General features: G+C 62.4%; 21 protein-coding genes. 7 read left to right on the forward strand and 14 right to left on the reverse strand.

Annotated elements, in window-relative coordinates; translation table 11 throughout:
- Positions 1-6: 6 nt before the first annotated feature.
- The 3 genes from ABVQ20_RS37320 to ABVQ20_RS37330 all read right to left on the reverse strand — a co-directional run bounded on the left by ABVQ20_RS37320 (position 7) and on the right by ABVQ20_RS37330 (position 2,191).
- A complete protein-coding gene (locus ABVQ20_RS37320; RefSeq protein ID WP_354464815.1) occupies positions 7-954 on the reverse strand; it encodes a magnesium transporter CorA family protein in 948 nt (315 codons plus the stop codon).
- Between the two features lie 79 nt (positions 955-1,033).
- The gene (locus ABVQ20_RS37325; protein ID WP_354464816.1) at positions 1,034-1,792 is read right to left on the reverse strand and encodes a CDP-diacylglycerol diphosphatase; all 759 of its coding nucleotides are present in this window, start codon (positions 1,790-1,792) and stop codon (positions 1,034-1,036) included.
- Between the two features lie 60 nt (positions 1,793-1,852).
- The gene (locus tag ABVQ20_RS37330) at positions 1,853-2,191 is read right to left on the reverse strand and encodes a Sec-independent protein translocase subunit TatA/TatB (protein ID WP_354464817.1); all 339 of its coding nucleotides are present in this window, start codon (positions 2,189-2,191) and stop codon (positions 1,853-1,855) included.
- Between the two features lie 341 nt (positions 2,192-2,532).
- On the opposite strand from ABVQ20_RS37330, the gene ABVQ20_RS37335 reads away from it, so the two are divergent.
- The gene (locus ABVQ20_RS37335) at positions 2,533-3,876 is read left to right on the forward strand and encodes a hemolysin family protein (protein ID WP_354464818.1); all 1,344 of its coding nucleotides are present in this window, start codon (positions 2,533-2,535) and stop codon (positions 3,874-3,876) included.
- Here the strand turns inward: ABVQ20_RS37335 and ABVQ20_RS37340 are convergent.
- Entirely contained in the window at positions 3,851-4,378 is a 528-nt protein-coding gene (locus ABVQ20_RS37340) for a DedA family protein (protein WP_354464819.1), read from the reverse strand. The two genes, ABVQ20_RS37335 and ABVQ20_RS37340, sit on opposite strands and share 26 nt — an antisense overlap.
- Before the next feature lie 486 nt (positions 4,379-4,864).
- Between ABVQ20_RS37340 and ABVQ20_RS37345 the strand changes: the two genes are divergently transcribed.
- Together ABVQ20_RS37345 and rsgA are read left to right on the forward strand one after the other, a co-directional pair.
- Positions 4,865-5,416, forward strand: coding sequence for a transglutaminase-like cysteine peptidase (locus ABVQ20_RS37345; RefSeq protein ID WP_354464820.1), 552 nt, complete (start codon positions 4,865-4,867; stop codon positions 5,414-5,416).
- A gap of 252 nt (positions 5,417-5,668) precedes the next feature.
- A complete protein-coding gene (gene rsgA / locus ABVQ20_RS37350; protein ID WP_354464821.1) occupies positions 5,669-6,718 on the forward strand; it encodes a ribosome small subunit-dependent GTPase A in 1,050 nt (349 codons plus the stop codon).
- A gap of 16 nt (positions 6,719-6,734) precedes the next feature.
- On the opposite strand, the gene ABVQ20_RS37355 is transcribed toward rsgA, so the two are convergent.
- Together ABVQ20_RS37355 and ABVQ20_RS37360 are read right to left on the reverse strand one after the other, a co-directional pair.
- Positions 6,735-7,268 (reverse strand): sterol desaturase family protein, encoded by a 534-nt coding sequence (locus ABVQ20_RS37355; protein ID WP_354464822.1) that lies wholly within the window; start codon positions 7,266-7,268, stop codon positions 6,735-6,737.
- Positions 7,269-7,447: 179 nt separating this feature from the next.
- A complete protein-coding gene (locus tag ABVQ20_RS37360; RefSeq protein WP_354464823.1) occupies positions 7,448-7,591 on the reverse strand; it encodes a hypothetical protein in 144 nt (47 codons plus the stop codon).
- A 194-nt stretch (positions 7,592-7,785) separates the two neighbouring features.
- Here ABVQ20_RS37360 and ABVQ20_RS37365 point away from each other — a divergent pair, with 194 nt between their 5' ends.
- Positions 7,786-8,112, forward strand: a complete 327-nt coding sequence (locus tag ABVQ20_RS37365; protein WP_354464824.1) for a hypothetical protein — start codon at positions 7,786-7,788, stop codon at positions 8,110-8,112.
- A 105-nt stretch (positions 8,113-8,217) separates the two neighbouring features.
- On the opposite strand, the gene ABVQ20_RS37370 is transcribed toward ABVQ20_RS37365, so the two are convergent.
- Positions 8,218-8,742 (reverse strand): DUF8737 domain-containing protein, encoded by a 525-nt coding sequence (locus tag ABVQ20_RS37370; RefSeq protein WP_354464825.1) that lies wholly within the window; start codon positions 8,740-8,742, stop codon positions 8,218-8,220.
- Between the two features lie 12 nt (positions 8,743-8,754).
- Entirely contained in the window at positions 8,755-9,585 is an 831-nt protein-coding gene (locus ABVQ20_RS37375; protein ID WP_354464826.1) for a class I SAM-dependent methyltransferase, read from the reverse strand.
- Positions 9,586-9,663: 78 nt separating this feature from the next.
- On the opposite strand from ABVQ20_RS37375, the gene ABVQ20_RS37380 reads away from it, so the two are divergent.
- A complete protein-coding gene (locus tag ABVQ20_RS37380; RefSeq protein ID WP_354464827.1) occupies positions 9,664-10,572 on the forward strand; it encodes a LysR family transcriptional regulator in 909 nt (302 codons plus the stop codon).
- A 562-nt stretch (positions 10,573-11,134) separates the two neighbouring features.
- Here the strand turns inward: ABVQ20_RS37380 and ABVQ20_RS37385 are convergent.
- The 3 genes from ABVQ20_RS37385 to ABVQ20_RS37395 all read right to left on the reverse strand — a co-directional run bounded on the left by ABVQ20_RS37385 (position 11,135) and on the right by ABVQ20_RS37395 (position 13,530).
- Positions 11,135-11,305, reverse strand: coding sequence for a hypothetical protein (locus tag ABVQ20_RS37385; RefSeq protein WP_354464828.1), 171 nt, complete (start codon positions 11,303-11,305; stop codon positions 11,135-11,137).
- Between the two features lie 111 nt (positions 11,306-11,416).
- Positions 11,417-12,496: a MerR family transcriptional regulator gene (locus ABVQ20_RS37390; protein ID WP_354464829.1), complete on the reverse strand. Its 1,080-nt coding sequence runs from the start codon at positions 12,494-12,496 to the stop codon at positions 11,417-11,419.
- A gap of 128 nt (positions 12,497-12,624) precedes the next feature.
- On the reverse strand, positions 12,625-13,530 hold the full coding sequence (locus tag ABVQ20_RS37395) for a LysR family transcriptional regulator (protein WP_354464830.1): 906 nt from the start codon (positions 13,528-13,530) through the stop codon (positions 12,625-12,627).
- Between the two features lie 101 nt (positions 13,531-13,631).
- Here ABVQ20_RS37395 and ABVQ20_RS37400 point away from each other — a divergent pair, with 101 nt between their 5' ends.
- A complete protein-coding gene (locus ABVQ20_RS37400) occupies positions 13,632-14,423 on the forward strand; it encodes an alpha/beta fold hydrolase (RefSeq protein ID WP_354464831.1) in 792 nt (263 codons plus the stop codon).
- Positions 14,424-14,643: 220 nt separating this feature from the next.
- Here ABVQ20_RS37400 and ABVQ20_RS37405 read toward each other — a convergent pair whose 3' ends face one another.
- A complete protein-coding gene (locus ABVQ20_RS37405; protein ID WP_354464832.1) occupies positions 14,644-17,100 on the reverse strand; it encodes a caspase family protein in 2,457 nt (818 codons plus the stop codon).
- A 54-nt stretch (positions 17,101-17,154) separates the two neighbouring features.
- Here ABVQ20_RS37405 and ABVQ20_RS37410 point away from each other — a divergent pair, with 54 nt between their 5' ends.
- A complete protein-coding gene (locus ABVQ20_RS37410) occupies positions 17,155-17,484 on the forward strand; it encodes a hypothetical protein (RefSeq protein ID WP_354464833.1) in 330 nt (109 codons plus the stop codon).
- Between the two features lie 23 nt (positions 17,485-17,507).
- Here the strand turns inward: ABVQ20_RS37410 and ABVQ20_RS37415 are convergent, their stop codons facing one another.
- Both ABVQ20_RS37415 and ABVQ20_RS37420 read right to left on the reverse strand, forming a co-directional pair.
- Complete coding sequence (locus ABVQ20_RS37415; protein WP_354464834.1) at positions 17,508-18,065, reverse strand: DUF1003 domain-containing protein; 558 nt, start codon at positions 18,063-18,065, stop codon at positions 17,508-17,510.
- Positions 18,066-18,314: 249 nt separating this feature from the next.
- Positions 18,315-19,526 (reverse strand): helix-turn-helix transcriptional regulator, encoded by a 1,212-nt coding sequence (locus ABVQ20_RS37420; RefSeq protein WP_354464835.1) that lies wholly within the window; start codon positions 19,524-19,526, stop codon positions 18,315-18,317.
- Positions 19,527-19,791 lie beyond the last annotated feature (265 nt).

Here is a 19,791-nt window from a genome sequence, read left to right on the forward strand (position 1 = left end):
CGCGCCCTAGAACCAGCCCCGCCACTTGAACCACACCAACGGCAGGATGGCGCTAAGCGCGATCATCGCCAGCCCGTAGGGGTAGCCGAAGGTCCAGTCATATTCGGGCATGCCCTTGAAGTTCATGCCGTAGATACCGGCGATCAATGTCGGCGGAATGCCGACGATCGAGACGATGGTGAGGATCTTGAAGATGTCGTTCTGGGCAATGCCGATCAGCCCGACCATGGCGTCGAGCAGGAACTGCACCTTGTCGGAGAGGTGGACCTCATAATCGTTGAGCGACGTCACGTCGAGCTTCAGGCCGTTCATGCGCGACTTGAGCTGATCATCGCCCCAGTCCTCCGTCATGCCGCAGGCGAAATCGATGGCGCGTCCCAGAGCCAGCAGCGCATCGCGTTTTTCCGACAGATGGTCGCCCATGCGGCCGACCTGCCGCAGTTGGGCGCGAATGACCTTGTTGGAACGGATGGCTCTCTGGCCTCTGGTGTCCGGCACGTGAAAGGCTGTCGCCGACAGCGTGCGCAGTTCGCCGGCCGTCTGTTCGAGGGCATCGGCGAGGCGGTCGACCATCCCCTCGCAGAGTTCGACGAACACTTCGAGGCTCGTCGCCGGCCGCTGGCCGGGCTCGGCAAACCGCCCAGCGACCAGGTCGAAGGCCGGGAGTGCTCCGAAACGGACGGTAATCAGGCGCTCGCGCGACAGCACGAAGCCGACGGGCGCCATCTGCAGGCCGCCGTCGACATGCGTGACCATCGGCACGCTCATCGACAGCACGCCGTCGCGCGCCTTGAGCCGGCTGGTGCTTTCGATCTCGCTGAGGCTTGCTCGGCTGGGCACGGCAACACCGGCCAGCTTCTCGACCTCAGCGGTTTCAGCCGGCTCAGGGTCGCGAAGATCGAACCAGATCGCCTTCGCTTCGGAAACCTTGCCTTGCGGGTAGACGCTCAACATTGCGGGGATGCCATCATGAGGAAGAGGTGCTTACCATGCCATCGCCGCACGTGCGAGCAGGCCGTGATCGAGACTGCTTTCACCCCATCGCGCAACTGTGATCCATCAGGCGCTCGGCCGCCGCCTTGTCCGAGTTGGCCAGGATGTAGAAGCCCGGCTTGCCGCCCGCGAGCTCGGCGCCGACGACCACGACATTGACGCGGTACATAGCATCGCGCGCCCTGGGCAGGCCGGCGGCGATGAGGCCGATGACGTTGGTGGTGCCGAGGTCAGGCTTGTCGACCGCCTTGACCCAGTAGCGTTGGCCCATCAGCGTCTGCCGAAACAGTTGCCAGCGGCCTTCCTCCTTCGGTCCGTAGAGAGCGAGCTTGCGTTCCACCGACGGCGCTACGCAATCGACATGGATGTGGAACTGGTCCTGCGAGCGCGCGATGCCGGAATTGACCACCAGGGCGACCGACGTTCTCGGCAGGTCGCGCCCGAGCCGCGCCTCGACCATGCTCCGGGTTTCCCACGCTCGCTGCCACAGAAGGGAACTGTCGTCGCCGCGCACGGCCGGGCTTTCCACGCCGGCCGCGGCCTCAAGCGGCATCAGCAGGAACTCGCTTTTGTGCAGCGGCGACTTGATGATCGCCGAGCCCGGCGCGTCGTCGCTGGCGAGCGTCACCTGCTCGCAGGGGAAGGGAACGCCGATCGTTTGCGCCGCGATGGCGCAGGTCCGCACCACCTGCCACAGCGCGCTGCGATGCAGCGGCGTTGAGCTGACATGGTCGGCCAGCACGAGCGCGAACGCCGCCAGCGGCAAGGCAATGCAGAGCCGGCCAAGCGAAAACCTCACGGATGGCATTCCGGACAAGCGATCGGGCTGCGCATGGGTGTCACGGCATGGATCATGGCGTTACGAATTCGTCGGCGCGGCGGCGGTCGGCGCCGTGGTGGCCGGTGTGGCCGTGGCCGTTTTCGCTGCACTGTCCCTGGCCGGCGCGGCCGGGTCCGGGATCAGGGTCGTGCTGCTCATGGCATCCTGGATCGCCGCGCGGGCATCCTTCAGATCAAGCTCTTTCTCGGCATCGCGCACGGCGTCCTCGAACTGCTTGCGCAAATCGCCGGTGACCTTGTTGACCGTCTTCATCGTGCGCCCGAGCTGGCGCATGACGTTTGGGAGCTCGCCCGGCCCGAAGACGACCATCGCCACAACGAAGATGACCACGAGGTGGTCCCAGCCAAGTCCGAACATCGATACGCCCTATAGTGCCCTTGAAGCCTTGCGACGAACCCCGTCGGATCTCGCCAATTCGGTCCATCATAGCGTGTCGCCCGCGCCATTCCAGTGTGCCGCCATGCGATCCCATTCACTCTTGCTTCAAATCATGTCGGATGTCTGGCGTTGGCGACGCCGGGACACCGGCTATCTTGCCTTTGGCCGGCAAGTCTTGCTTCGAGCGGGCAGGTCTGCCCGCGCAAGAAACGTGGATGACGTTCATCCGCGCCAAACAGCCGCGCATAAATGCAACAAAACCGTGCTATGCGTGGATTCTCAATCATAACACGTGGCGGCATTCCGCCCAGAAGGAGATCATGTCCAGTATCGATGGCAGTATTTACGATTTACTCGGAATACTCGCCGTATTTGCCCTCGTCGCTGCCAATGGTTTCTTTGTCGCGGCCGAATTTTCACTTGTCGCGGTTCGCCGCAGCCGCGTGATCGAACTGGTCAACACCGGCAGGCTGAATGCAAACGCCCTGAAGCGGGCCGTCGACAATCTCGACGCCAATTTGGCGGCCACCCAGCTCGGCATCACAATATCGTCGCTGGCGCTCGGCTGGGTCGGCGAACCCGCGCTCGCCCACCTGATCGAGCCGCTGTTGAACGCACTTCCGGGATCGCTGGCGACGGTCGGCTCTCATACCATCGCGGTCGTCATTTCCTTCATCATCATCACGGCCCTCCATATCGTGCTGGGCGAGTTGGCGCCCAAGAGCCTGGCGCTGCAACGCAGCGAGGGAACCGCGCTCTGGGTGGTGCGCCCCCTCGGCCTGTTCCTGTTCCTGCTGCGGCCGGCGATCATCGGCCTGAACAGGCTCGGCAACCTCGTGCTGCGCCTGTGCGGCCTGCGGCCGGGCACCGGCGAGGAATCGCTGCATTCGCCCGAGGAATTGAAGCTGCTCGTCGCCGCCAGCCAGGAGGCAGGCCTGCTGCATCAGGCGCAACAGGAACTGGTCGAGCGCGTCTTCAACATAGGCGACCGGCGCATCGCCGACATCATGACGCCACGCCGCGACGTCGACTGGATCGATGCCGACGACAGCATGGAGGAAATGCTGCGCACCATCCGTGACTGCCGCCACGAACAGCTTCTGGTCGGGCGCGGCGGGATCGACGAGCCGTTGGGCATGATTCTCAAGAAGGACCTCCTTGATCAGGTGCTGCACGGCCATGCCGTCGACCCGATGGCCGTCATCCGCGAACCGGTGATCGTGCATGAGGGAACGCCGATCTTTCGCGTGCTCGACCAGTTCAAGAAGGCACCGGTGCGGCTCGCCATCGTCATCGACGAATATGGCAGCCTGGAGGGGATCGTCACCCAGACCGACCTGCTCGAAGCCATCGCCGGCGACCTGCCGGACATGGAAGGCGAAGACCCCGACATCGTCGAGCGTGAGGACGGCTCGCTGCTGGTCGACGGCATGATGCTGGCGCATGATGCCTTCGCGCGCCTCGGCTTCCGGCTGGGATCGGCGGATGGCGATTTTCACACCATCGCCGGCTTCGCCCTGTTCCAGCTCGGCCATCTTCCGGAGGCCGGCGAACATTTCGCCTATGAGGGCTGGCGTTTCGAAATCCTCGACATGGACGGAAGGCGCATCGACAAGCTGCTCGTGCGCCGCGAAGCCGCTACATCCACTGCTGCAGCCATCTGAGGCCGAAGGCGCCGGGTGCCAATATGCCCGTCGCCCAGATGATCGCCGAGGTGATGTTGGCGATCTGGAACGTCAACGCGGGCATTTCGCAGATGCCCGCGACCAGCGGCACCGAAGCGCGCAAAGGCCCCGAGAAGCGGCCGACGAACACGCCCGGCCCGCCCCAGCGTTCGAAGAACCGGTGGCCGCGCGGCAGGAGGTCCGGATAGCGGGTCAGCGGCCAGTAGTTCGAAACCCTGTGCCCGAGCCTGGTGCCGATCCAGAACGACAGCCAGTCGCCCAGGAAGGCGCCGACGATGGCCGCCAGCCACAGCGGCCAGAAGGCGATGCCGCTTTCGCCGATCAGGAAGCCGACGCCAAGCAGGATCACGGTCGCTGGAAGCAGAAGCGAAATGAATGCCAGCGATTCCCCGAAGGCCAGCACCATCACCAGCGGAACGCCCCAGGCTTCATGCTCGCGGATGAAGGCGACCGTCGCCTGCGTGATCTCGGTGAGGCTCATTGTGTTCTTCCCGCCTGCCCTTGGGGTTTGGCACCTGCCCAGGCGCACAATGCCGAGACGTTTACGACTGATTTGACGCATCAAATGCCGAAAGCTGTCTTTCAGAGGCGGTGCTTTGGCGCAAGCTTCCATGTCGACGCGGCATCGGCATCGGCAGCGGCCCTGCCTCGGTAAGGGCCGGTTTACGCTGATTGCCGCAATTTGAGGGATGGAGCTTCCCCGGCATTAACCTTTTATTAAACATTTAATTGACCCCGGCCGGCGTTTTCGCGTTAACTCCTCGTTAACAAGAGCGTTGAGGCGTGGTGGACGGTGATGTTGCGCTGGTTTCTCGTGGGCGTTTTTTCGGTGTGTCTGGGGTTGGCGTCCTTGGCTCATGCGGGATCGGCGGGATCCGCCCGGGCGGTTTCCGACGAGGATCCTTATCTTTCTTCCTTCAAGACCTACGCAATAGCGTTTGAATCCAACAAGTTACGCAACAGCACGGTGGGCACTGCGACATCGGCGCCGGTCGGCGCCAAGACCAGCATTCCCTACGGCTGGGTGGATTTCTGCAGTCGGCGTCCCGATCAGTGCAAGGTCTCCGTGCTGCCGCCCATGGACCTGAAACTGACGCCCAAGACCTGGGCCATTCTCGACCGCGTCAACCGCGAGGTGAACGGCTATATCGTGCCCGTAAGTAACCTCGAACATTGGGGCACGATGCAGGATCACTGGGACTATCCCGTTGATGGCAAAGGGGATTGCAAGATCTACGCGCTGTTCAAGCGCAAGCTGTTGCTCGACGCCGGCTTTCCCAGGCAAGCCCTGCTGATGACGGTCGTTCACGACCTCCATGGCGAAGGCCATGCCATCCTGACGGTCAAGACAGACAAGGGCGACTTTGTCCTCGACAACCTCGTCAACAACATCCGCTCATGGGACGCCACCGGCTATTATTTCGTCAAGCGCCAGTCGCAGCAGAACCCCAACATCTGGGTTTCGATCAATTCGCGTGGCGACGCGGCGGTCAACAAACATCAAAAGATCGTGAACTGATCCCGGCCTGATAAGGGTCAGTCACGCGGCGAGCGGGACCGTCACTGGTCCCGCTTTTTTCTTGGAACATATCCCGCCCTCAGCATCGGTCGAACAGGCGCTTCCCGGTCGGCAACCGCGGCTTGAACGCGTCAAGCGCGCCAATGGCCGCTTCGGCTTGCCAAACGCCGCCATGCCGCCCATACACGGCGGCCGATCGCCCGCCCGTCCGCGCCTCACCTGCCAGGGATTCTGTCCGATGTCTGCGATACCGTGCCCTTGGTCGAAGCCGTGACGGATCACGCGGCGCCACCACTGTCCCTCGAAGATCTGGGATGGACGGACTTCTTCGGCGACCAGCTGGAACCGCATGAGGCGGACCTTATCCCGATGCGTATCGCCACGGTCCATCGCGACCGCCTGACCGGCCTGTCCCGCACAGGTCAGGTCGACCTGACGCTGCCGGCGCAGGCCAACACTGGCGACTATGCCGTCGGCGACTGGGTGCTTGTCGACGCACATGACTACCTTGTGCGCCGCCGCCTGACCCGCAAGACGGTGCTGGAACGCCGCACCCAGGGCGGCCGCACCCCGCAGCTTGCCGCCGCCAATGTCGACACGCTGTTCATCGTCACCTCCTGCAATGCCGACTTCAACCCAGCCCGGCTCGAACGCTATCTGGCGCTGGCCAATGAGGCCGGGACGACACCGGTCATCCTGCTGACCAAGGCCGATGCCGCTGAAGACGCTGAGGCCTACCAGAAGCAGGCCGAGGCACTGCAGCGGGGATTGGCGGTGGTGATGCTGAACCCGCGCACCGCGGATGCGGCGACCGCCCTGGCCGCATGGTGCGGCGTGGGACAGACTGTCGCGCTGATCGGCTCCTCCGGCGTCGGCAAATCGACGCTGGTCAACACGCTGGCAGGATCGGGCCAGCAATTGCCGCAGCTGACCGGCGGCATTCGCGAACATGATGCCAAGGGGCGCCACACCACCACCTCCCGGTCGCTGCACGCCATTGCCGGCGGTGGCTGGGTGATCGATACGCCGGGCATGCGCACGCTGCAGGTCAGCGATGTCGCCTACGGCATCGACACGCTGTTCGCCGAGATCACCGAGCTTGCGCCACTGTGCAAATTCCGCGACTGCACCCACGTCCACGAGCCGGGCTGCGCGGTGCAGGCGGCGCTCAAGGCGGGTACGCTCGACCCGGAGCGCCTTGCCCGCTGGCGCAAGCTGTCCGACGAAAATCGCGGCAACACGCCGGTCCAGTCCGGACCGCGCGGCGGCAAGTCTCCGGCCGGTCGCGGCAAAAGGCGCTGAACGACCAGGGCTGAATTCAGAGCCGCGCCGTGCGGAAAACCCGATCCCAGAATACGGATGTCACGCCGAAATTGGCGTTTTCGTCGATATGATGATGCACGGCGTGGCGACGCTTGAGCGTATAGAGATAGCTTGGATGGATGGGGTGCCAATGGTGGATCATGTGATGGATGCTGACGTACCACAGATAGCCCAGCATCAGCCCGCAGCTCACGGCACTTGCCGCCACGAAGCCTGAGAGCAGCCACACCGGAAGGAACGCGACCAGCGCGTGGACCCCGAGGCTGAGCCAGGTCGGCGTGCCCACCGAGCTACGTTCCTCGACATGGTGCCGGTCGTGCAGGTCCTTGATATAGGGGACGTGATGCAGCACGAACCTGTGCAGGACGTATTCCGTCAGCGTCCACAGGACAAGACAGCCGACCACGATGGCGATCCAGCCCGGCGCCCTCTCCGCGCCGGCTTCAGTGAGGCCGGCGGCGGCGAGCACCAAGATCACGATAGGATACACGACGAAGTCGCTATAGTAGCCGATAAGACCGAGTTGCATCGAGGACGCCCCAGCTAGCCTTTGACGCCGCCAACCGGCGGATGCCCCCAGATTGCCTGCCTCGCGCGTGAGTCGCAATGCGGACGCAACCGACATAGCGTCGCGGCCCATCAAGGCAAGGTCGTGGCCCCAGGCCGCTTTTCATGCTGGCGACCCGATGCCGGACGCCTGCTTCCATGTCAGATGACGTAGAACAGCCAGCCGCCATCGGGATGCCCGGAGGCCGTCGTCAGGGTTGCGACCTTGACCAGCGACGCGATCATCGCCGCCATCATGACCAGGACCATGAAGGCGGCGGCAACCATCAGTTTGATCGATTTCATGATGCAATTCTCATTGAGGGTGTGACGATGCCCCCACCCTGATGTCCAGCCCTTCTCCAACATGAGTGTTGCACCAACATTGCGCGGGCGGGCGGCATTGGCGGCGAATGCATGCCTGCGAATGCGGCTTGCGAGCGGGGGACGGCATGGCCTAGCATGCGGCCAGCGCACGTCAGCTCTTGGAGAAGAACTCGATGTCCGACTCCGTGGTACGCGTGTCCATCTTGCGATGTGACGCTACCAGATTTGCGCTGTTGCGAAGCATGATGCTCGACGCCGAGGCAGCCCTTCGGCCCGGCATCGAGGCAATGCCGGGACTGCTCCTCTTCTACGCCGGCGCGGACGAAGCAACATCGTCGCTGATCAATACCAGTGTTTGGGACACGCTGGAGCACGCCAGGCAACTCGATACCTTCCAGCCCATGCTGGATGCAGGAAAGCGATTTGTCGCTGAAGGCGCAACGTTTGAGCGGCCGATCATGCACTACGCCTCATTGTGGCGTTTTGGGCAACTCGCGTAAGCATGGCAAAGCTCTTTGCTTTTGGCCATCCAGTTCGCCCGCACCCACCACTTCTCGCATTCGACCGACGGTCCAACTGAACGCGTCGCGTTGCGATGAACGGCTCTAGTATGCGGTCGCACCGTCTGCGACGGCGCGAAGAGCGTCTTGCTGGGGACGAACCAGCAGATAGAGGGCGGCGACGTGCGTGATCATCAACAGCGGCACATAGATGACGGGGATCGCGTAGGTGGCGCCAAACAGTCCTGCATGCGCCGGAAGGTCGGCCTCGATGGCGTGGTAGTAGTCGACGATGAGATCAACCATCCCCACGACATTGAAGGCGACGACGAACGTCCAAAAGAGCGGGCGTATCCTCACCGTCAGCAGCGCCAGCATGGCCAGCAACCCCGTCGCGAAGTCGCCATAGGCGGCAAAGCTGGCGAAGCCCGCGGGCAGATCGGGGCTGACGACGCCCGGCAGGATGAAGACCAGCCCGAAGAAGCGGAAGCTGTGCAACGTGGCAATGACACGTTGCGCCGCGACGCGGTCCATCGACCTGAGCCAGGGCCAGAGATAGGCCCCGAAGCACAGTAGCCACGCGACATAGCCAAGAACGAGATGGATCTGGAAAAGGATCTCCGTCGACATTCTGGTCTCCTGTCAGCTGTTGATTGACGCGGGCTCGAACACCGCGGTCAGGATGCCGAGTCGGCCCTCCATGAGGTTTCGTCCCAGATTGGCCGCAAGTTCGGCGAAGTCCGGTCCCATCACCACGCCGAGATTGGGCGAAGGCGGCGGCCCCGCCGCACGCAGCTGCGCGAACCAGGCCTTGGCGATCTCGGTGTCGTCCTGCCATGCCAGCATGCCGAAGCCGGCCGGTTCGATCGCCGCGCGCGTCGCTTCGGCTGTCAGGAGGAAACTCGTCGCCGGCGTTCTCGCCCAGGGAAGCGGATAGTGCGGCTCGCCTGCGCCCAACACGACGTCGAAGGTGGCAAACCTGCCGCCCGGCTTCAGCACGCGCCGAATCTCGCGATAGAGCCGCGCCCGGTCGGAGATGTTCATCGCCACATGCTGCAGCAGCGCGATGTCGAAACGGCCGTCATCGAATGGAAGTTCCAGAGCGCTGGCGGTCTGGAACGACAGCTGCCCGCTTTGTCCAGTGCGCTCGCTTAGATAGCGCGCGGCATCGACGAAAGGCTCGCTGAGGTCCACCCCTGTAACCCGGCAGCCGTGGGTCGCGGCCAGAAAGCGCGCCGGCCCGCCGATGCCCGAGCCGACGTCCAGAACGGACATGCCGGCGGTGATGTCAGCCAATTGGGCAAGCTCGGCGGTCGCGGCAAGTCCACGGGTGTGGAACTGGTCGAGCGTGCCCAGTTGTTGGGGCGTCAGAAGCTGGTCCTCCGGACCGAGGGCAGCCAGTACCGTCTTCAGCCGCCCAGTCAGGCCGGTCGCGCGATAGTGGTCGCGCACCCCATCAAGTTCATCGGTCATAGCAAGATGCCTCCAAGGTTCAGCTCTTACTTAAACCCGCTTCCATAATTCGACTATCCGCTGTAATCACAACAACCCATGAAGCAGAACTACACAATCCGGCACGGGGCGCTGGAGGGCGTCGAGGTGTTCCTGGCCGTCGCCAGGCACCGCAGCTTCCGCCGCGCCGCAGCCGATCTCGGCGTGACACCGTCCGCCGTGAGCCAGTCGGTGCGCACGCTGGAAGCGCGCATCGGTGCGGCGCTGTTTGCCCGCACGACGCGCAGTGTCGGCTTGACTGAAGCCGGCCAGCGGTTCCTCGACCGCGCCGGCCCGGCTTTCGAGGAGATCGTCGCGGCCGGCGAGGCCGCTCGTGATCTCGGCCAACGCCCGACCGGGCTGCTGCGCCTGTCCGTGCCCCGCGCCGTCGTGCCGCTGATCCTGGAGCCGATGATCGCGTCGTTCTGCCAGGCCTATCCCGAGATCGAACTGGAGATCGCCGCGAGCGACGAGATGGTCGATCTGGCGACCGGCGGGTTCGATGCCGGCATCCGCCTCGGCCAGTTCATCGCCGCCGACATGATCGCGGTGCGGCTGACGCCGTCCTTCCCGTTCGTGGTCGTCGGCAGCCCCGACTATTTCGAGCGCCATGGCCGCCCCGAGCGTGTGGAGGATTTGCGCCACCACGCCTGCCTGCGCTTGCGCCGCTCGAACGGCGCCATCGCGCCGTGGTCCTTCATCGACGGCAACGGGACGATCGAGGCAATGGTTTCAGGCCCGCTGATCGCGCATGACTATCCGACATTGGTCGGAGCGGCGATGCGGGGCGTGGGGCTGGCGCAGATCCCTCGACCGGTCGCCGAAGCTCCGATCGCCGCGGGAAAACTCAAGCCGGTGCTGGAAGGCATCTCCGCCACGACACCGGGCGTCTTCCTCTATCATCCCGGCAAGCGCCAGATCCTGCCCAAGCTGCGCGCCTTCATCGACCACGTCAAAGCCGGGGCGTGACACCGGCGTCGCGGAACCACTGGCCCATGGTCGGCGCCCTTCTCCAGCATGAGTGTTATGCGAGTATTGCACCGGCGGAGGCTAGTGGATTGGGCAGGTAGGGCCAGAGAGCAACGCCGGCCAAGACCGAGAAAACCTTCCTAGAGCTCCTTCGCACGCAAACGAAAGACATGATTTGGGTCTGTATTTTCACGCCATCCCCAACGACCCCATATTATTTCGACCATCATAGTTCGACCTGCGAAGAAAATCTCTAGTACGTCGCCAACTACCGGGGAATCTTCATCAATCAACGTTCCTCCGTCGGATAAATCCCTTTCCGTTATCAATTTACCTGTCTTCAATATTACTCTCTGAACGATGTATGGCATATTCACTTCACTACCGTAGCCGATTACGCCATTTTCGTATGTTGGAACGCTCATTCCGAAACGTCACCAGTCTTGCCAAAAAGTACCGGCATCCACGCCTCGGGTAAAGGCGGCTGAAGGAGCGGTTGTAAGTTGTAAAATGGGTCATTGTATCGGAGCCTGAGACAGGCACCGCGCTCCATCGGCCAAGGTCAACGCCCCAGGCCGCTGTCCATGCGGATGATGATGTTGAGCAACCAGCCGCTGCCCACATGCCCGGCGGCCGTCGACATGGTCGCGACCTTGACCAGCGACGCAACGATCGCCGCCATTATCACCAGGGCCATGAAGGCGGCGGCAATCATCAGATGGATCGATTTCATGGGTTATACTCATTTGAGGATGTGTCGCCCCCACCCTCTCGCCCTTCTCCAGCATGCGCTGCCATCGATCGGGGATTGCCTGGCCAGGAAGGGAAACGTCGGCGATGCCCCTTACAATGCGGGGCGCAGATAAAGAGCCGCGATCTTGCCTCGGCGGGTGAGGTTGAAACCCCATTCCATTTTGGCGTTGGCGAACTGCACATCATAGACATCCAGGCCGTATGAGACGCCCTTGAATGAAAGGGTCTTCAATTCTCCGGCCTGGTCCAGTTCGCCGCGGATGAAGTCTTTCTGCTCCACTGCCGCCGCGGCCAGGGCTGGCACCATGGCATCGAGATCAGGTTCGCCGCGCATATGTTGCTCAATCACGCGGCGCAGGATCGATTCACTGTCCGGCACCGGCGTCTGGTCCCGTACGCGCCGTTGAGCCTCGTCGTCGATGAGGCGCATCCGCTCCAGGCCCACCTTGACGGCGTGATCCTCAAATCCGTTCTGATGATGGATCAGGCCTCGCACCTGGCCATCTTCTAGCTGAAATGTCACCTGCACCGGCAGTGCCTTCATGAAGAACCCGGCATCGCTCTCCGGAAATATCTCGATGTCCGGCTGGCCGACGACCCGATAGAAAAGCTGGCCATCACGACGGGAGACGACAAAGAAAGTGCCGTCGTCGCTCTCATAGCCACCCGCGTAATCATCGTACAGGCTGGTGTTGGCGGCAATTTCGGTTCTCGGGCGCATCTGTTCGTAACGGCGCCAGGCGACGGTATCCTTGAGTGGCTCGGCCATGTTCGTTTCCTTTGCCAGGTTTGTGAGGTCGTCGATCGATGCGGTGGCGCCCGACCGGATCTTGGATTGCAGGACCTCGATCACCTGCAATCCGCGCTCGGCGCGCCTGCGCGCATCCGCCAGCGCATCGCGCTGCAGGGCGAGTATCTGCGTCAGATCGGCATTATGGCCGCGCAGCAGCTTCGCGATGTCCCGCAGCGTAAGACCAAGTGATTTGAGCGCCATTATTTCGCTCAGACGTGTGATCTCGTTACTGCCATACAGTCGCCACTGCTTGAACGTGCGGCGCGGCGAGATCAGGCCATGCTGCTCATAGAGCCGAAGGGCTCGAACACTGATGCCGATCCGCTCCGAGCATTCCAGAGCCGTCAGCAATACTTCTTCCTGGGCGCCACCGTGCATCGAAAACTCCCTGTGGAATCCTCCATACGGTATGACGCTAGGTTCGGCTCAAGCGGAAAATTTGGCGATTGTCGAAAAACCGACGGGCCTCAGCCCGACGCTTTCTGCGTTTGTGCGCGTGTTGTCGGCTAAAGCGCGCGGCGTAACGCCGGTGCCTGCTGCTGGATATGATCCCACAGACGGTTCGCGATCGGCCCGTGCGGCCGGTCGCGGCGGCGCGCCACCACCAGCTCCTCGGTGCGGCCCGGCAGATGCCGGCCGGCAATGGATTGCAGGCGTCCGTCACGCAGCTCGTCCTCGATCAGGAAGCGGGGCATGTGGCCCCATCCGAGGCCTTGCAGGATGATCTCCTTCTTCATGCCCTGGTCGGCCACCATGCATTGCGGCGCGCCTTCGATCATGAAGTAGTCCTGCCGTGGCGAATGACGGGCCGTGTCGCGCATCACGCATTGGGTGAAGGCGTGCATCTGGTCCGGCGTGATCGGCTGCCTGATATGCTCCGGCAGGAAGCCCGGCGCCACCACGGGAATGAACGGCACCTTGCACAAATCGACCCATTCCACCCGCGCATCGCTCTTGTCGACCCAGTGCAGGATCAGGTCGGCTTCACCATCGAAGAGGCGCTCCCGTGGACCGCCCACCGCTTCGAAATGCAGGTTCAGCCGCGTGCCCGGGCACTCGGCGAAGAACCGCCCAAGCATCCCCAGCACAACCGGGCGCGGGCAGAGGTCGCCGATCACCACATGGACATCGCTTTCCTCGCCCATGGAGAGCTGGGCGGCGTGGACACGCAGGCCCTCCAGTTCGCGCAACAGCGACTGTGCCCGGCGATGGAACGACAGCCCCGCCTCGGTCGGGCGCACGCGATAGCCGCTGCGATCCAGAAGAATGAGGTCGAGCTGCCGCTCCAGCTTGGCGACGGCGGCGAACACCGCCGGGTGAGAGCGATTCAGCATTGCCGCCGCCGGCTGGAAGCCGCCGGTGCGGACCACGGCATCGAAGCATTGCAAATCGTGCAAGGTGAATTCGGCCATGTCAGCTTTTACTACAGAGATTGTCCCACCTTTGTAATATCAACAAAGACAGGTCGCGACTAGCATCTGCCTCATTCAACGTTCCAGAAGGACTCTTCGCCATGAATGAGCTGAATTTCGCGACCATCGGCGATGGCACGCGCATCGCCTACCGCTTCGACGGCGACGCCGGGAAGCCGGTGCTGGTGCTGTCCAACTCCATCGCCACCACGCTGCACATGTGGGATGGCCAAGTCGGCGAGCTATCGAAGCATTTCCGTGTCCTGCGCTACGATTTTCGCGGGCACGGCGGATCGAGCACTCCCGTTGGCGCTTATTCGCTCGATCGGCTTGGTCGCGACGTGCTCGAGTTGCTCGATGCACTCGGCCTTGAACGCGTGCACTTTCTCGGCCTGTCGCTGGGCGGCTTCGTTGGCCAATGGCTCGCCATCCATGCGCCAGAGCGGATCGACCGGCTGATCCTCAGCAACACCTCGTCCCACCTTGCGCCGGCAAGCTATTTCGACGAGCGGATTGCCGCCGTACTGCAGGCTGATGACATGTCGGAAACCGCTGAAGTCTTCCTCGGCAACTGGTTTCCGGCCCGGATGGTGGCGGCCAACGAGCCCATCATCGAGGAATTTCGCACCATGCTGCTGACCATCAACCGGCAGGGCCTGGCCGGCCTGTTCGCGGCGGTTCGCGACGCCGACCTTCGCCGCACCATAGCCCTGATCTCCCGGCCGACCCTGGTGATCGCCGGCCGGCACGACACGGTGACAGCCCTGAGCCACAGCGAGTTGATCGCCGAAGCGGTGCCCGGAGCGAAGCTGGTCGTGCTGCCTGCGGTTCACCTGTCGAACGTCGAATACCCCGCCGAGTTCACGCAGGCCGTGCTCAAGTTTCTGCGCTGATCCGGAGCACGGTTGCGAGACTACCCGCGACGCAAAGCGGGCGGTTCAGAACCTGAACCGCCCGTGCATTGCCCTAAAGCGCGTCGCGTCTGAACGGAGCCATGCGACGCGCTTTAGGCCTTTGTTTCTATGCATGTCGTTCGCCCAAAACCGCTGCGCACTTTTGGGCGACATGCACTAGGGATCAAGCCGCCGCGAGGTGGCTTGATCACAGCCCTGCCTATTTGCAGGGCGGCTCGCCCGGATGGCCGCAGGCGGGCTTCTTGCCACCTTGCGGTTGCGGCGGCCTTGGCTGTGCCTGCGGCTGCGGCTGCCGGTGCACCTGCTGCATCTGCTGCTTCGGCGGAGCATGGAACTCCGGTTTCGGCTGGGCGTGGAACTCCGGCTTCGGCTGGGCGTGGAACTCCGGCTTAGGCGGCCTGGGCTGGCTCTGCACCTTCAGTTGCGGATTGCCATTGTTGGCCTTGAATTTCTGCTGGCCATTGCCGCCACTGTTTCCGTTGGCGGGCAGCTTGCGGAACTTGGCACCCTTGCCATTGCCTTGATTGCCGATGCCTTGGCTCCCATTGCCCTGGCCATTGGCCTGGCCGTTCGTCTGGCCGTTGCCCTGGTTGTGAAGCTTCCTGGACTTGCCGTTGGGCGGGTTCTGGCCCGAATTCTGGCCGCCGTTGACCCCCGCTCCATTTGTCGTGGGCGTGCCATTGGCCCCCGGCACCTTGTGGAGCTTGGCGTTCTTGCCCGTTCCATTCTTGCCGGTTCCGTTCTGGCCGGCACCGTTCTGGCCCTGGCCATTGGCGCCGTTTTGCCCGTTTGCCACCGGATTGCCGGTCACCGCGTTTCCACCGGCCGTACCCTGCTTGTTCAACAGCTTCCTGGACTTGTTGTTAGGCAGGTTCGGATTGTTGGACAGGTTCTGGCCGTTGAGCACCGGCTTGCCATTGACCAGCGGCAGCGTCTTGCCGTCGGCGCCGGGCAGAGCATGACCGGTCAGCTTGTCGGCCGGCTTGGACAGCGGCTGCTGGCCACCCTGCCCCGGCTTCAGCGGCAGGCCGCCCGGGTTCTGCACTCCATTCTGCCCGTTGGTCTGCACATTTTTCTGCTTCGACAGAACCGCTTCCTTCTTCTGCAGGAAGGTCGGCAACGCCACCTTGGCCGCAAGTGCCGCCGCACCGGCACCCACGGCGACACCGGTCAGCTTCTGGCCGGTGGTGAGGCCACCGCCCTGGTTGTTGTTCTCGTTGATCGTCGTGTTGTTGATGATCGTGGTGTTGTGGATGTTGTTGAAGATGACATTGTCCGGCGGCGGGATGATGTCATGCGGCGGGTTGACCCACACAGGCACGGGCACGAAGACCGGCGTCGGCAGCAGGAAGACACCGATCGGCGGCGGCGGCGGCGGCAGCTCGATGAAGTCGCGCGGCCGCTCCTGCAGGAAGATCACGGCCACCGGAGGCGGCGGATCGAAGTCGAATTCCGGGTCATCGAAATAGAGCACCGGCCGGTCGACATAGATGATCTCTTCTTCTGGCGGCGGCGGCACGTCATAGTCATAGACGGCAAAACTCTCCGGCGGCTCAAGCTCCGCATCGAAATGCTCGAGACGGCGGCGCGCATCCCAGGCGTGAGGACCGTGCGGATAGCGCTCGAGATACGACCAATAGGCTTCCGGCGTATCCCTGAGCCAGGTCTCGCGCCAGGTGATCGCTTCGCGCCTTGCCGCCAGGATCGCGCGTACGCGCTTGGCCATCGGGTCATGCGGATAGGCGACGATGAAGTTCTCGTAGCCGCGCATCGTGTCGCGGTCGAGCGCCGCGACATAGGCGTCATGCGCGTCGAAGTCGCGGATCTCCTTGGTCCGGTTCGTCCGCACCTCGGCGGCCGAAACCTGTGGCGGGGGCGCATCCGGGCCACGGTCGAAGAAGACGAAGGGTTCCGTGACCTTGGAAGCGTTCCAGGGCACCTCGGCGCCATTGGTGACTTCGTTGACCCGCAGCCGCGTCCGGTCGAACACGTCGCCCAATGCCAGGCCGCCGTCACGCATCATTTCGGCCAGTGCCTGGGCATAAGCGCCATAGGGACCCTTGCCCTCGGGCGCGACCGTGCCGGGAGCGGCATTGAAGGCCACCAGCATGTTCGGGTCGGGATCGACCAGCGCCAGGCCACCGGCGAGCGGCTGGTTCGTCTTCACGAAGGTATTCGGCCGCGCTGCGTCTAGGACGACGATGTTGACCTTGGTCGGCAGGGCCGCAAGCGGCTTGGTGAGATCGGACACCCGCACCGCCGTGATCGGCACGTCGGCGGCATTGTTTATCTGGGCATCGACCGGCACGAAGTAGTTCTCGCCTTCGAACTGCACGCCGTAGCCGGCGAGATAGACGAAGACGACCGCATCAGGCCCGGCGGCGGTGACCTTGGCCAGGAAATCACGATACGCGCCGCGCAGCGATTCCTGGTCGACGTCGCGCGCGCCGACCACATCGAAGCCGGCCGCCTGCAATGTCTGGGCGATAAGGCCGGCATCATTGGCCGTCGTGGCAAGCGCGCCAGACTGATAGGCGGCATTGCCGATGACGAAGGCGAGGCGTTTTTCGCCCTGTGCCATTGCCCCGGCGCTGGACCCGACCGCAAAGGCGACCAAGGCAAAGAAGAAAGTAAGATATTTCGAGATCTTCCACATTCCGACTACCCATCGATTGAGAGCGACAATGGCTCTTAGAGAAGATATCCCCGCATGGATTACCGACAGCGACCAGCAAACCTGATGGCGAAGGGAGAAGATTTCTCCACGAGATCACTCCCCTTCTCGCTGGCCAAATTTGAACGTCACCGCCAGGCCGGTGACCGGATCGCCGCGTCGCTGATTATCGCTCTCGAATTTTTTCCTCGGTATTTCCGGAGCGTAGAATTTTGTTTCTGGATTGTGCTCTTTACAAAGTCGCAACAAGGCGACTTTGCGGCGCAGTATCGCCTGTTTCCCAGCCGACAGGGCAGGATTGCGGGCGTTCAAGGAAAAGTGATCGCGATTGCCGTTCGGCCGATGGCCAGGCCGAACTGGCGATAGCGGTTGGGGGCGGCCGACAGCGATCAGCGCGTCACAGATGCCGCCGACGCAATCACCTGCTTGTGCACTTCGGTCGTCAAGGTCTCGACGCGCTCCGTGAGCGCCTTGATCGTTTCCGTCAGTTGCGTGTTCTGCTTGACTAGGTCGACGAGCATGGTCGTCTGGTGGGCGGCGACGGCAAGCCGCTCGTCGCTGGCACGGGCGAGGTCCTCGCGGTGCAAGGCGTCGGCTTCGGCGTGCACCTTGTCCCGGTCGGACTGGCGCGTCTGCGCCAGGAGGATCAGCGGCGCGGCATAAGCGGCTTGCAGACTGAAAGCGAGGTTCAGCAGGATAAACGGGTAAACGTCGAACTGGGTCACGCCGACGATGTTGACGAGCATCCATATGCCAACGATCACGGTCTGGACGATGAGGAAGGTGGGCGTGCCGAAGAAGCGGGCGAACTTCTCCGCTTTCAGCGCGAACCAGTCGTCCCCATAGAGCGAGTGCAGATGCACGTGAGGCCGGTGGAAGCGGAAGTGATGCCGATCCCCCCTGTTACTCTTGTGCGTGTCATGATCTGGATTGGTTTTGTCAGTCATGGTGGCTGATCCCTCATTCGTCCCCGTCTCGGCGCCCCGCTGCCAGACGCGTCCGAGCAAATACCATGACGTTTTGCGCAATTGTGACGCAGCCGGCCTTTCCCCGGCTGTTCACCAAAATGTCATCCGGCGAGGCCAGTCATGGCTTTGGCCCGACGGGCAAGGTGACCGCTACCGAGAGGCCGCGGTTGACACGGTGCGTCCGGGAATCGGATGTCTCAGCAGTTGGTGGCTGTTTGCAGATCCGTTTCAAAAGCCATCGACGGAGAACAAATTGCTTGAGGCCCTGTGGCGCGTCACAAGCGTGACGACATCTCGCTGTTTGGAGGTACCCGTCTTGGCGAAGATCGCCTTGAGATGGGTTTGGATAGTGGAGCGCGAGACGCCGAGACGCTCGGCAATTTCCGACAGCGTGCCGCCGCGTTCGAACTCCAGGATCAGGCTGGCTTCCGCTTTGGTCAATCCAAAATGCTGGCGCAGATTTCCCATGAGCGCGGAAGGGTCCTCGCTTGCCCGAGGACGCAGTATGACCAAGGCTACGGTTTTGGGGGCAAAAACCGACAAGAGGCCGGCCGGCAACGCATTCGTTTGATCGATCGCGATGGGAATACATGTCACGACATGACTTCCCGAGGCGGAATTGACGATCAGATCGTTTAGTCTCGCCCGGCCGTCATCGAGGGTGCAACTGTTTCGGACAAGCCGAACAAAGGCGGCGTTTGCTCCCGCATCATTGATCTGAACGATATCGTGCGCCCTGACCAGGATGAGGCCGGTATCTGCCAGAAGTTTGTTCGCGGGGCCATTTGAAGCAAGTAGGCGGCAGTCCTCATCCACCACAATCGCCGCATCGACGAGCTGATCGATCAATCCACGTCCTCCCGGCAGATGAAAAATTGGGTTGGTGAGGCGGTTGACTTCGAGCGCGGTTCGAAGAGCGGGCACCAGGGTTTGCAGCAAAGCCTGGCCCCGTGCATGCATCTGTTCGCGATAGCGAGAATCATGGTGCACGGCTAAAAAGGCATATCGGCCTCTGTGCGCGGCAAATTTCAAGGCTGTCGCGTCGTCGCATTCACGCTCGGGGTTCACAAGATCAGCAAAGAACTCTGTCTCCCTGAACAACCTGTCGGGGTAGAGTTCTGATGCTCTCTTGAACGAAGACATGCTCATTTCGTTCACCCCTTTGGTCCAGGGGTTTATCTTCCAATAATGATCGCCATAGTATTTTATAGTCTGATCGCTGAAACCGGAATAGACGACCTGGCGTACTGACATGTCGTCTTTTTCAATGACCTGAAACAGGACTTTTGAACCTGGAACCATGCTCTGCAGGGAATGGGCGACATCGGCCCAGCGGTTTGCATCGCAGGCAGCGGCGCTAATGACCGCCTTGAGTTCCGCGATCTCGGACGCCAAACGCTTCTCACCCGACAACATGATCGCCCGCGCTGCTTCCGTCATCGGATTTCATCCAACCCGACCTTCGCATCGGGTCGAGTTAATCTGACGGCGATGAAAATTGAAGTCTACCCGCATTTTCCCAAGATTGATCTTGTCTGGATGGACGATCTGGAACCCGATATGGCCAAGCCTCGATTGATGAACCGTCACGCCTGAACTCAATATCCTTTAGCGATATCTGATGATCATGCATCCCTCGTTTGGAGGATGCAAGGACGGTACTGCACTGCCAGTTTTGCCGCGATCTGTTGTATCGGCGAAAACG

The sequence above is a fragment of the Mesorhizobium shangrilense genome, assembly GCF_040537815.1.
Classification (GTDB): Bacteria; Pseudomonadota; Alphaproteobacteria; order Rhizobiales; family Rhizobiaceae; genus Mesorhizobium; species Mesorhizobium shangrilense.